At 24.1% G+C, this 13,943-nt stretch carries 10 protein-coding genes; 7 read left to right on the top strand and 3 right to left on the bottom strand.

What is annotated here, in order from left to right; all coding sequences use genetic code 11:
* Nucleotides 1-9: 9 nt before the first annotated feature.
* From alaS to odhB, 3 genes are read left to right on the top strand one after another with little or no spacing between them, the layout of a single operon-like run.
* On the top strand, nucleotides 10-2,688 hold the full coding sequence (gene alaS, locus G9C01_RS00170; protein WP_166264865.1) for an alanine--tRNA ligase: 2,679 nt from the start codon (nucleotides 10-12) through the stop codon (nucleotides 2,686-2,688).
* A 53-nt stretch (nucleotides 2,689-2,741) separates the two neighbouring features.
* A complete protein-coding gene (locus tag G9C01_RS00165) occupies nucleotides 2,742-5,477 on the top strand; it encodes a 2-oxoglutarate dehydrogenase E1 component (protein ID WP_166264862.1) in 2,736 nt (911 codons plus the stop codon).
* A 19-nt stretch (nucleotides 5,478-5,496) separates the two neighbouring features.
* Nucleotides 5,497-6,723 carry a 2-oxoglutarate dehydrogenase complex dihydrolipoyllysine-residue succinyltransferase gene (gene odhB / locus G9C01_RS00160; RefSeq protein WP_166264859.1) on the top strand — a complete coding sequence of 409 codons (1,227 nt, stop codon included), beginning with the start codon at nucleotides 5,497-5,499 and terminating at the stop codon, nucleotides 6,721-6,723.
* A gap of 342 nt (nucleotides 6,724-7,065) precedes the next feature.
* On the opposite strand, the gene G9C01_RS00155 is transcribed toward odhB, so the two are convergent.
* Genes G9C01_RS00155 through G9C01_RS00145 form a run of 3 tightly spaced genes read right to left on the bottom strand, consistent with a single transcriptional unit; the run spans nucleotide 7,066 to nucleotide 8,982 of the window.
* A complete protein-coding gene (locus tag G9C01_RS00155; protein WP_166264856.1) occupies nucleotides 7,066-7,626 on the bottom strand; it encodes a hypothetical protein in 561 nt (186 codons plus the stop codon).
* A complete protein-coding gene (locus tag G9C01_RS00150) occupies nucleotides 7,619-8,296 on the bottom strand; it encodes an alpha/beta hydrolase (RefSeq protein WP_166264853.1) in 678 nt (225 codons plus the stop codon). Before G9C01_RS00150 ends, G9C01_RS00155 begins: the two co-directional genes overlap by 8 nt.
* An 8-nt stretch (nucleotides 8,297-8,304) precedes the next feature.
* Nucleotides 8,305-8,982, bottom strand: coding sequence for an ABC transporter ATP-binding protein (locus G9C01_RS00145; protein ID WP_166264850.1), 678 nt, complete (start codon nucleotides 8,980-8,982; stop codon nucleotides 8,305-8,307).
* Between the two features lie 57 nt (nucleotides 8,983-9,039).
* Between G9C01_RS00145 and sucC the strand changes: the two genes are divergently transcribed.
* The 4 genes from sucC (at nucleotide 9,040) to G9C01_RS00130 (ending at nucleotide 13,909) form a co-directional block, all read left to right on the top strand.
* A complete protein-coding gene (sucC, locus tag G9C01_RS00140) occupies nucleotides 9,040-10,242 on the top strand; it encodes an ADP-forming succinate--CoA ligase subunit beta (protein WP_166264847.1) in 1,203 nt (400 codons plus the stop codon).
* A gap of 9 nt (nucleotides 10,243-10,251) precedes the next feature.
* Nucleotides 10,252-11,343 (top strand): AAA family ATPase, encoded by a 1,092-nt coding sequence (locus G9C01_RS00135; RefSeq protein ID WP_242673938.1) that lies wholly within the window; start codon nucleotides 10,252-10,254, stop codon nucleotides 11,341-11,343.
* A 148-nt stretch (nucleotides 11,344-11,491) separates the two neighbouring features.
* The gene (locus G9C01_RS03085) at nucleotides 11,492-11,734 is read left to right on the top strand and encodes a hypothetical protein (RefSeq protein ID WP_242673937.1); all 243 of its coding nucleotides are present in this window, start codon (nucleotides 11,492-11,494) and stop codon (nucleotides 11,732-11,734) included.
* 66 nt (nucleotides 11,735-11,800) lie between these two features.
* On the top strand, nucleotides 11,801-13,909 hold the full coding sequence (locus G9C01_RS00130) for an ATP-dependent Clp protease ATP-binding subunit (protein WP_166264844.1): 2,109 nt from the start codon (nucleotides 11,801-11,803) through the stop codon (nucleotides 13,907-13,909).
* Nucleotides 13,910-13,943: the final 34 nt, after the last annotated feature.

Here is a 13,943-nt window from a genome sequence, read left to right as displayed (position 1 = left end):
TAAATAATAATGAAATATAAATTGATAAAAGATACTTTTCTCAGTTTTTTTCAAAAAAAAAAACATAAAATCATTCCTTCTTTTCCCATTTATTTAAAAAATGATCCCTCTCTTTTTTTTGTTAATGCCGGAATGAATCCTTTTAAAGATTATTTTTTAGGACATATAAAACCAAAATATACAAGAATAGCAAATATTCAAAAATGCCTTAGAATAACAGGAAAACACAATGATTTAGAAAATGTAGGATATGATAATTATCATCACACTATGTTTGAGATGTTAGGAAATTGGTCTTTTGGAGATTATTCAAGAAAAGAAACAATAGAATGGGCTTGGGAATTATTAATTGAAAAGTATAACATTTCCAATCAAAATATTTATGTATCTGTTTTTATGGGTGATGAAAAAGATGAATTATCTATGGATAAGGAAACTTTTAATTGTTGGAAAACTTTAATTAGTGAAAATAATATTTTATTTTTTGGAAAAAAAGAAAACTTTTGGGAAATGGGATTAACAGGGCCTTGTGGTCCTTGTTCAGAAATTCATATAGATTTACGGAATGAAAAAGAAAAAAAAATATTACCTGGTAAATATCTTATTAATAAAAAACATCCTAAAGTAATAGAGATTTGGAATCTCGTTTTTATAGAATTTATACGACAATCAGATAGAACATTGAAAATGCTTCCTACAAAGCATATAGATACAGGAATGGGATTGGAAAGATTATGCATGGTTTTGCAAGAAAAAATTTCTAGTTATGAAACTGATATTTTTTATCCTATTATTCTAGATATAAAAAATTGTTTAGGTAACGGTTATAATCAAAATGATTTTCATCAAAATGTGGCTATTAGAATAATAGTAGATCATTTGAGAGCTATTGTTTTTTCTATTTTAGATGGACAATTACCATCTAATCATGGAGCAGGTTATGTTATCAGAAAAGTACTCAGAAGAGCCGTTATTTTTGCTACTCGTTTTTTACATAAAAAAGAACCTTTTATTTATCAATTTGTAGATTCCTTAGTGAAAGAAATGAATACTTCTTATCCAGAATTGGAAAAGAAAAAAAAACATATACAGAATATTCTTAAAGAAGAAGAATTCTCATTTTTTAATGTTATTGAAAAGGGAAGTAAAAAAATTAAACATATAATCCACGAATATAAAGGAAAAAATGAAAAAATTATTGATGGAAAAAAAATTTTTCAACTGTACGATAGTTATGGATTTCCCATAAAATTATCTAAAATATTAGTTGAAAAAAATAATTTGTACATTGATGAAGAATCATTTCAAAAAAAATTATTAGAACAACAGGAAAGATCCAAAAAAGAAAATAATTCAATTATAAAAAAAGATTGGATTGAAGTGCATAAAAATTTGTATGAAAAAGAGGATTTTATAGGATATAATTTTACAGAATGTAATTTTTTTATATTGAAATATAGAAAAGTAGAAAATAAATTTAAAAAAATACATTATTATGAATTAGTTTTTTCTAAAACGCCTTTTTATCCTGAAGGAGGGGGACAATTAGGAGATACGGGTATTATAAGAAATAAAATGGAAAAAATTGATGTTTTTGACACTAAAAAAGAAAATTCTATTATTATACATTATGTTCAAAAATTACCTTTAGATATTTTTTCTTCTTTTAAAGCTATAGTTGATAAAAATAGAAGAAAAAAAATAGAAAAAAATCATACCTCAACTCATTTATTACATTTTGCTTTAAAAAAAGTTCTGGGTATTCATATTCAACAAAAAGGATCTTATGTTGGAGACAATTATTTAAGATTTGATTTTTCTCATTATAAAAAAATAACTTCTCAAGAATTATTTCATATAGAAAATTTAGTTCAAGAACTAATTTTATCTGATCTTTTATTAGAAGAAAAAATATTTAATTCTCTACAAGAGGCTAAAAAAAATATTTGTTTTTTTAATTTTAATGAAATATTTGAAAATAAATACAAACAAAAAGTTCGAATTGTGACTTTTGGAGAATCTTCTGAATTATGTATTGGAACACATGTTAAACATACCGGATTAATTCAAGTTTTTGAGATATTATCAGAATCTTCTGTATCGCATGGAATACGTAGGATTAAGGCAATTACTTCCAATCAAGCAATTCAACATTTAAAATCTATTCGATATCAATATGAATCCTTAAAAAAAATAATGAAAAATCCAGAATCTCCTATAAAAAGTTTTTTATTTTTACAAAATCATAATGAAAAATTAAAACAAGAAATATCAAAAATTTATTTACAAAAGATAAAAATTTTAAAAAAGGAGTATTCTTTAAAAGCTATACAATTATCTTCTGTAAAATATATATGCGAAATTGATCCTTGTCAAGAAGAAGAAATAAATATTATGAAAAAAATAGTTTTAGATTTAAGACATGAAATTCATAATTTATTTATGATTGTAGGATTTATAAAAGATGAAAAAGTAATTGTTTTTATATCTATTTCTGATTCTGTTATTAAAAGTAGGAATATTCATGCTCATAAAATAATATGTGAAATGGCTACTCATATACATGGAAAATATTGGGGAAATTCTTCTTTTTCCACAGCTATGGGAAATCGAAAAAATGGATTAAATTTAATTTTAAAAAATACAATAAGATTAAAAAATTATTTTAAAAATAATGATAAACTTTGATATAGATTTAAATAGAGATTTAAAATGTTTAAATTTGAAGTAAAAAATAGTGTATGAATGATAGATATTCTTTTCTAAATACCATTCATTTTAAAGATATAGAATTTTTATATAAAAAGTATAAAGAAAATCCTAATTCAATAGAATCAAGTTGGAGTGCATTTTTTCATGGATTTGATTTTGGAAAAGAAAATTATAAAGGTTCTAAAAAAAATGTTATAAAATCAGAATCTCCTGACATTCAAAAAGAATTTTCAGTATATAATTTAATTCAAGATTATAGAAAAAGAGGTCATTTTTTCACAAATACAAATCCCATACAAAAGAGGAGGAAGCATATACCATCTTTAAATTTAAAAAATTTTGGATTATCTGAAAAAGAACTAAATACAACTTTTGAAGCTGGAAAATTAATAGGAATTGGAAAAACTACATTAAAAAATATAATTAATCATCTGAAAAACATTTATTTCGGATCTATTGGAATAGAATATATATATATTTCTAATCCTGAAAAAATTCAATGGATTGAAAAATGGTTTAGCAAAGAAAAATTGCAATTTTCCACAGAAGATAAAAAATTTTTTCTAAAAAAACTAAATGAAGCAATTACCTTTGAAAATTTTATTCATACAAAATTTGTAGGTCAAAAAAGATTTTCTATAGAAGGAAATGAGTCCACGTTACCTGCATTAGAAGAAATGATAGAATATACTTCTGATAAATATCTCACTGAAGATTTTATAATTGGTATGTCACATAGAGGGCGCTTAAATATACTTTCTAATTTTTTTAAAAAAAATTATTCTCATATATTTAGTGAATTTCAAGGAAAAGAATATAAAGAAAAAATTTTTTCTGGTGATGTAAAATATCATCTAGGTTTTTCTAGTCTTAGAAAAACTCGTAAAGGTAAATATGTTAAAATGAGTTTAGTTCCTAATCCTTCTCACTTAGAATCTGTAAATGCTATTGTAGAAGGAATTACACGTGCTAAAATAGATATTCTTTATAATCGAAATAGTAATTCAGAAAAAATTATACCTATTTTGATTCATGGAGATGCAGCTTTATCTGGTCAAGGAATTGTATATGAAGTTCTTCAATTGTCTAAATTAAAAGGATATAAAACTGGAGGAACGATTCATATTGTAATTAATAATCAAATAGGATTTACCACAAATTCTATTGAAGGTCGTTCCAGTATATATTGCACTGATATAGCAAAAACCCTGATGTCTCCAGTATTACATGTTAATGCAGATGATGTTGAATCTGTTGTTAGAGCTATTTATTTTGCTGTAGATTTTAGGATGCGTTATCATGAAGATATTTTTATAGACTTATTAGGATATAGAAAATATGGACATAATGAAGGAGACGAACCTAGATTTACTCAACCTTCTTTATATAAAACTATTTCCAAACATCCTAATTCTTACAATTTATATAAAGAAAAATTGAAAAAAGAAAAAATTATTAATGATAATGAAATCAAAAATATGGAAAAAGAATATTTTAATATTCTTAATATAAAATATCATGAAGCGAGTAATATTAAATGGAACATATTGAATTCTTTTTTAGAAGAAGAATGGAAAGATTTTCCTATAGTATTGAATAATGAAGAAATTTTTAAAAAAGTAGATACACGGTTTCCTATAGAAAAAATCATGAAAATATCAAATCAAATTTTTTCTCTTCCAAAAAAGAAAAAATTTTTTAAAAAAACGGAGTTTCTTTTTAGACAAAGATTAGAAATGGTTAAAAAAAAATTAGTGGATTGGAGTATGGCTGAACTATTAGCTTATGGAACACTTTTATATGAAGGAATTCATATTCGTTTATCGGGAGAAGATGTAGCAAGAGGAACATTTTCTCAGCGTCATGCTATTGTTAAAACAGAAGAAGAGGAAGAAATTATTCTTCTTAATCAAATTTGTATAGAACAAGGAAAAATACAAATATTTAATTCTCCTCTTTCAGAATATGGTGTTTTGGGTTTTGATTTTGGATATGCAATGTATTCTCCTCATGTTTTAACTTTATGGGAGGCTCAATTTGGGGATTTTGTTAACGGAGGACAAATTATAATAGATCAATATATTTCTTCTGGAGAGAATAAATGGAAAATTAGAAATGGGATTGTATTATTATTACCTCATGGATATGAGGGACAAGGACCGGAACATTCTTCCGCTCGTATTGAACGTTATTTGCAACTTTGTGCTAATAACAACTTATTTGTAGTAAACTGTACTACTCCAGCTAATTTTTATCATCTTATAAGAAGACAAATGAAATTAAAATATCGTAAACCACTTATAATATTTACTCCTAAAAGTTTACTTAGAAGTGCAAAATGTTTATCTACAATTAAAGATCTTGCTACAGGAATATTTCAGGAAATATTGGATGATCCTTATATAAGAGATATAAAAAAAGTTACCAAATTAATTTTTTGTTCTGGTAAGATATATTATGAATTACTCAATAAAAGAGAATCTATTCAAGATGAAAAAACGGCATTAATTCGTATAGAACAAGTCTATCCATTACAAATCAAAAAAATAGAAGAACTTATAAAAAAATATAAAAATAAAAAAGAAATTTTTTGGGTTCAAGAAGAACCAGAAAACATGGGATTATGGAGTTTTATTTTAAGAAAATTAGGAAATTTTATGTCATTCAATTTAATAGCTCCATATGAAAGTTCTAGTCCGTCTACAGGATCTTATCCTGATTTTGTGAAAATTCAAAATAAAATATTAGAAAAAGCTTTTATTTGAAATTTAAATATATTTTATTATGATAATACAGGTCAAAGTACCTTCTCCAGGAGAATCGATTACAGAGGTAGAAGTATCCACATGGCTAGTGAAAAATGGAGATTATGTTAGTACAGGTCAAATAATAGCAGAAATAGATTCAGATAAAGCTACTTTAGAGATTTCTGCAGAAGAAAATGGAATAATCACTTTAATGGTGAAAAAAGGAGAAAGAGTTCGAGTAGGAGATGTTTTATGTATTATTGATACTTCTAAAAGAAATACAAAAAAGCATCAAGAAAAAATAATAGATGTTCAAGGAAAACAAAAAAATAATATAGAAGAAGTCTTTTCTAGAGATCTTAAAATTCCTTCTCCCGCTTCAAAAAAAATTTTACAAGAAAAAAATATTTCTATAGAATCTATTCAAGGAACTGGAAAACATGGCAGAATTACAAAAAAAGATTGTATTTTCTATTTAGAAAAAGAAAAAAATGAAATTTCTTTTGATTCTAATATACCGGTTACAATGTATAGACCCGAAACAAGAAGTCCTCTTTCTTCTCTAAGAAGAAAACTTTCAGAAAGGCTAGTCTATGCTAAAAATCAAATGGCTTCTCTGACTACATTTAATGAAGTAGACATGCTGGAAGTTTTTCTTATCAGAAAAAAATATAAAGATATTTTTAGAAAAAAACATGGAGTAAATTTGGGTTTTATGTCTTTTTTCACGATGTCTTGTGTTAGAGCTTTACAACTTTATCCAGATGTTAATGCTATGATTAGTGGAGAAGAAAAAGTTAATTTTGAATATTATGATATTAGTATTGCTATATCTGGACCTAAAGGATTAATGGTTCCCGTAATTAGAAATGCTGAACATTTATCATTTCGGGGCATAGAACAAGAAATAAATAAATTATCTACACGTGTTCATAATGGAACAATATCTGTAGATGAAATGACAGGAGGAACTTTTACTATTACTAATGGAGGAATATTTGGATCTATGTTATCTACTCCTATTATAAATCCTCCTCAAAGTGCTATATTAGGAATGCATAAAATTATAGAAAGACCAATTGTAGTTAATGGATCAATTGAAATTCGCCCTATAATGTATTTAGCTTTGTCTTATGATCATAGAATAATTGATGGAAAAGAATCTGTAGGATTTTTAGTTTCTGTTAAGGAATCTATAGAAAATCCTATAAAATTTTTAATGGGAGAAAGCGAAGAAAATATTTCTAAAAAATTAGAATTATAAAAATACATGAGAAAAATTTTTCTCATTTTTTTATTATTTTATCGTGAGTAGCAAAAAATAAAGGGGTATAGTTAAAAAAGAAAAATTATTAACTTTATACATTTATATTTTTTTTCAAAAATACATGTCATTATAGGTACTTTTTTTCGTTCCTAATTTAGAATAAGTCGCGAAAAACAATAATAAAATACTTATCATTTCTCCTTTCATATCTTCCGATTATTTAAATCTTTATCCTAATATTATTCAATCTGAAATAAGATATGTTTATTCAATCGAACCTATTTTTGGAAAAATTGGAAAAATTAAAATTCCTCATAAAAAAGAAAAAATAAAAATTTTTTAAAATTTTTTTCTAATGTAAGGATTAGGTCTATTTATATTTCCTATATTCATTTTTTTCATTTGTATTTTTATGATTTGAATTTGATCATGTAATAACCCAGAAATATCCATTTTTTTTGCTTCTGATAATAAAAATTCAGCTCTTTTTTTATTTCCTTTTGATAAGGATGCTATAGCCAAATTTAGTTTTGCTATAGCTATATTTTGTTTGAATTTTAATCCTAAATTTAAAGCTTTTTGCATATAATTTTCTGATTTTGAAATATTATTTTCTGAATATAAAATTCCATTTAAAAAATAATAATAAGCTATTTGATTTTTAGTCAATTGTAATTGAGGATTCTTAATATATCCTAAATATTTTTTTAATCCTTTCATATCTTTTTTTCGTATTTTAAGAAAGGCTAATAATAAAAATTCATTCCTAAAAATAAAAAAAATGGGAATAAAACTAAATAAAAGTAAAATATATCCATATAAATAACTTTTGTTAAAAAAAAAGAAAATAGATCCTGATAAAATAAATAAAAAAAATGTCATTTTTGAATATTTACTCATGATTCAAATTCTTATTTATTAATGATTTTTTAATCCAATTGATTAGGTCTTGATAATTTAAATTATTTAAAGTATGCCCAGATTCATATTCTTTATAAAAGAAGGAAAATATTTTTTTTTGTTTTAAAAATTTTAATCCTTCTTTTGACCAATTTACAGGAATTATAGTATCATATCTTCCATGAGATATAAAAAATTCTAAATCAGTGCAATCATTCATTTTATTGGGTAAAAGACGATTTTCTAAATATCCACTTAAAGCGATTATTTTTTTGATTTTATCAGAATTTTTTAATGCTATTGCATAACTTAAAATGGCTCCTTGACTAAAACCACATATCCATATCGGATTTTCTTTCAATTGATATTCTTTTATAGCTTCATGTATAAAAAATGAGATTTTTTCAATAGTTTTTTTGGCCTGTATTATATTAATAAATTTTTTTTCATCATTAAAGTCTATATCATACCAAGAATATTTGTCTATTCCAATAGAATATAAACCTTGAATACTAATTATAAAAAAATTTTTTGGAATATCTTTTTCTAAATAAAAAAGATCTTTTTCATTACTACCGTATCCGTGAATCATTAGAAAAAGAGTATTTTCGTTTCCGCTTACGGATTTTTTTATAATATGTTTAATAGAAAGTTGATTTTTTAAAAGCATAAATTTATTTATTGATCAATTTTAGACACTATTCCATTTTCTATTTTGAGTTTTTCATCAGCCATATTTGCTAAATGTAGGTTATGAGTAACAATTAAAAAAGTTTGTTTTAATTGATAATTAAGAAAACAAAAAAAATTATGTAATTTTTCTGCATTTTTTATATCTAAATTTCCAGAAGGCTCATCTGCAAGAATAATTTTGGGATCATTGATTAAAGCTCTTGCTACGGACAATTTTTGTTTTTGTCCACCAGACAACTCTTCTATTTTAGAATTTTCATATTTATATAAATTTAATTTTTTTAATAAATATTTAGCTTTTTTTTTCACATATTTTTCATTTTTTGATTTGATAAATCCTGGTAAACAAATATTTTCCAATACAGTGAATTCAGGAAGAAGTTGAGGGGTTTGAAATATAAAACCTATTTCTTCATTCCTTAATATCGAAAGTTCTTTATCCGTAAGAAATAATATTTCTTTTTTATTGATTTTTATAGTAGTTTTTATTTTTCTATTTATTGTAGGTTTTTCTAAAGTTCCTAATATATGTAGTAAAGTACTTTTTCCTGCTCCGGATTCCCCTAAAAGACACACCATACTTCCTTTTTTAACCATAATATTTACTCCTTTTAAAATTTTTTCTTTTCCAAAAAATTTGTAAATATTTTTAGCCTGAATCATTTTTTCGTAAATTTAAAATTCTTCTTTTTTTCTATTTAATTTATAAAATTATTTTTAATGAATTTACATGAATACCAAGGTAGAGAAATATTAAATTCTTTTTCAATTCAAGTTCCTGAAGGAATACTTGTTTCTTCTCCTGAAGAAGCAGTCAAAGCAGCCCAAATTATTTTAAAAAAAACTAAAAAAAATTCTTTAGTTATTAAAGCTCAGATACATGCTGGAGGAAGAGGAAAAGCTGGTGGTATTCAAATTGCAAAAAATTTGGATGAAGTTTATGAAAAATCAAAAAATATTTTAGGTAGATTTTTAATAACACCACAAACTTCCAAAAAAGGAAAATTAGTTCGAAAAATTTTGATATCTGAAGATGTGTATTTTTCTGAATATAGTACTCCAACAGAATATTATTTATCCATATTATTAAATCGTGATATAGAAAAAAATATGATTCTCTATTCTAGAGAAGGAGGAATAAATATAGAAGATCTTTCAAAAAAAAATCCAAATAAAATATATACAGAAATAATAGATCCTATGTTGGGCCTTCAATTATTTCAAACAAGAAAAATTGGATTCAATTTAGGAATTGACAATCATGAGTCTTTAAGTAATTTTAGTATTTTTTTATTTTCTCTTTATAAAGCTTATATAACTTTTGATATTTTATTATTGGAAATTAATCCTTTGATAAAAACGTTTGATCTAAAATTTATACCAGTAGATGTAAAAATTATTTTGGATAATAATGCTTTATTTAGACATAAAAAATATGATTTTATACATGAAAGAGATGATATTGATAGAATAGAAAAAAAAGCTATTGAAGCTAAATTAAATTTTTTAAAATTGAAAGGAAATGTAGGATGTATGGTGAATGGAGCGGGATTAGCTATGGCTACTATGGATATGATTCAATCTTGTGGAGGAGTTCCTGCTAATTTTCTAGATATAGGAGGTTCTGCTGATATAGAACGTGTAGAAAAAGCTTTTTATTTAATATTAAAAGATAAATCTGTTGAAACAATATTAATAAATATATTTGGAGGAATTGTACGTTGTGACACAGTTGCAGAAGGTATTATAAATTCTTATTCTAAAATTCATAAAGATATTGAAATTCCTGTGATCGTTCGTTTACAAGGAACAAATGAAAAAAAAGCAAAAGAATTAATTGAAAAAAGTTTATTACCTATTTATTCTACTGATTCTTTAAAAGAAGCAGCTGATAAAATTCAAAAAATTTTGCATTCGAAATAAAATTTTTTTATGAAAAAAGTTTTTTATGTCTTATCTGAAAAATATAAACCCTTAAAATGGAATGAAATAATAGGACAAGAAGATATAATTATAATTTTAAAAAAAGCAATACAAGAAAATCGTTTATCTCAAATTTTATTTTTTTTTGGTCCAGAAGGAGTTGGAAAAAATACATGTGCTAGGATTTTAGCAAATGAATTAAATTATTCATCAGAATTTAAAGATTTTTCTTCAAATAGATTTGAAATTAATGGACTTTTTAATATTTCATTAGAACATATTTATGAAGTTATAAATCAATCTCGTTTTTTTCCAAAAATGGGAAAATATAATATATTTATTATTAATAATGTACATATGTTTTCTCAATATTTTTTACATGTATTTACAAAGTTTATAGAAGAGAAACATCCGCATATATTATTTATTTTTTGTGGGACAGAAGAAAAAAAAATTCCTAAATGGCTTCTATTACATTGTCAAGTTTATGAATTCAAAAGTATTTCTACAAAAGAAATTTTTGTACATTTAAAAATGATCGCTGAAAAAGAAAATATAGAGGTAGAAAATGAAGCATTGCTGGTTTTATCAAAACATGTAAAAGGATCTATGAGCAAAGCTATTTCTTTATTTGATAAATTAATTTTATATAGTGAAAAAAAGATATCTAAAGAATTTATAATTCAAAAATTAGGAATAGTTGATATTAAGTACTATTTTAAAATGGTAGATTATCTTTTAGATAAAAAAATATATAATATATTTATTTTATTGGATCAAATTTTTCGAGAAAAAATTTATCATTGTGATTTTATTATAGGCTTAATCAAGCATTTCAGAAATTTATTTTTATATAAAAATTATGAAACAATTCCTATTTTAAAATTTAAAAAAGAAATAATATACTCTTACATTGCACAATCAAAAAAAATATCTTATTTATTTTTAATAAATGCTTTGGGAATTTGTCTTCGATTAAAAAAAGAATATGAAAAATTTCATCGAAATTATCGATTAATAATTGAAATTTATATAATACAATTGGCATATTTATTTGATAGTCATAAAAATTCTTCTTTCATAGAAGAAAAAAAAAAATAAAACATTTTATGATTATGATAAAAATGAAAAAATTGAATTTTTACAAAAAAATTGGATAAAATTTGTTGATAAATTTTATGGAAAAATAAATCCTACTTATTTATATTTTTTAAATAATGAAATACAATTCCAAATAGAAAAAAATAAAATGTTTTTTATTTCTCCATATAAATTAGGAACCCATAACTTTTTATCAATTAAAATACATTTTTTAAAATATTTAAAAGAAAAGTTTGAAAATATACATATAGAATTTGAAATGATTAAAAAAAATTCAATTACGATAAAACAATATAATCTTTTATATCAAAAAAATAAATTAATAGAAACACTAATAGAACGATTAGATTTAAGAATATCTCCTTATAAAATTTCAACAAAAAAAAATTAAAATTATTTTTTTTGTAGTGTTATTTTCTATTTTTTAATTTATAAAACATTTTTAATGATTTAATTTATGATTTATCATTATTCGTCAAACAGTAGGAAAAAAATATTTTTCTCTTCTGCTTATTCCGATGAAGATATTGAAAATGATAGTTCTACTTCTTATGGTTCTGGAGGAACAGGTTCGGGCTATTATGGAGGATCTTCAATAAGAAGTAAAACTCCTATTTTGGATAATTTTGGAAGAGATTTGAATTCTATAGCTATGAAGGGTAAATTAGATCCAGTGGTAGGTAGAGATCAAGAAGTAGAACGTGTATCTCAAATATTGAGTAGAAGAAAAAAAAATAATCCTCTTCTAATAGGAGAACCTGGAGTAGGAAAGTCTGCTATTGCTGAAGGATTAGCTTTACGTATTGTACAAAAAAAAGTATCTAGAGTATTGTTCAATAAAAGAGTAGTTGTATTAGATTTAGCAAGTTTAGTTGCGGGAACTAAATATAGAGGTCAATTTGAAGAAAGAATGAAAGCTATTATAAACGAATCAGAAAAAAATGCAGGATTAATTCTATTTATAGATGAAATTCATACTATGATTGGAGCTGGTGGAACTACAGGTTCATTAGATGCTTCTAATATATTTAAACCAGCTTTAGCCAGAGGAAATATTCAATGTATTGGAGCTACTACATTAAATGAATATAGACAATATATAGAAAAAGATGGAGCATTAGAAAGAAGATTTCAAAAAATCATTGTACAACCTTCTTCTGAGGAAGAAACCATAGAAATTCTAAAGAATATAAAAGGAAAATATGAAAGTCATCATAATGTTCTTTATACAGAAAAAGCAATAAAAGCTTGTGTACATCTTACTGTACGATATATTATTGATCGATTTTTACCAGATAAAGCAATCGATGCTTTAGATGAATCGGGATCTCGCGTTCATATTAAAAACATAAAAGTTCCCCAAAAAATAGTTCTTTTAGAAAAAGAATTAGAAAGTATTCGAAAAGAGAAATCTAAAGTTGTTAAGAGTCAAAAATATGAAGAAGCAGCACGATTACGTGATTCAGAAAAACGTATAGAAAAACAATTAATAAAAGCACAAAAAGAGTGGGAAGAATCTTCTAAAAAAAATAAAGAAATTGTATCCGAAGAAAATGTTGAAGAAGTAGTATCTATGATGAGTGGAATTCCAGTAAATAAAATAGCTCAAGCTGAAATGAAAAAATTGAGTAAAATGATAGATGTATTAAAAGAAAAAATAATAGGACAAGATGAAGCAGTAGAAAAAATAGTAAGAGCTGTTCAAAGAAATAGAACTGGATTGAAAGACCCTAATTCTCCTATAGGCTCTTTCATTTTTTTAGGACAAACAGGAGTAGGTAAAACTTATTTAGCAAAAATTTTTGCTAAAGAATTATTTGATTCTGAAGAATCATTAATTCGTATAGATATGAGTGAATATATGGAAAAATTTTCTGTATCAAGATTAATCGGGGCACCCCCAGGTTATGTGGGATACGAGGAAGGAGGTCAATTAACAGAAATTATACGTCGTAGACCTTATTCTGTTATATTATTAGATGAAATAGAAAAAGCACATCATGAAGTATTTAATCTTTTGTTACAAATGTTAGATTATGGATGTGTGACAGATAGTATTGGAAGAAAAATAAATTTTAAAAATACTGTAATTATTTTTACTTCAAATACAGGAACACAACAATTAAAAGAATTTGGTCAAGGAATAGGATTTCATACTCGAGCAAGAAAATCTAATAATTATATTAATAATGTATTGGAACAAGCATTAAAACGAACTTTTTCTCCTGAATTTTTAAATAGAATAGATGATGTTATTATTTTTAATTCTCTGACAAAAGAAAACATATCGAAAATAACTTCAATAGAATTGAAAAAAATAATTATTCATGTGTCCAATTTAGGTTATGAATTAGTATTACTTCAGGAAGTAATAGATTTTATTCAAAAAAAAGGATTTGATCAAGAGTATGGAGCTCGTCCTTTAAAAAGAGTAATAGAAAAATTTATAAAAAATCCTATATCGGAATACATAATTAGTGAAAAATTAAAAAAAGGAGACAAAATTTCACTAAAAATGAATGTATATAAAGACGATGTCGAAGTGTTAATCCATAATAAAAAATGAATTATTTTTCAGAAAAAAAAAAAAAATTATTGAA

This window comes from Blattabacterium sp. DPU, assembly GCF_011290385.1.
GTDB lineage: Bacteria > Bacteroidota > Bacteroidia > Flavobacteriales > Blattabacteriaceae > Blattabacterium.
This window is presented reverse-complemented; position numbering and strand designations above follow the sequence as displayed.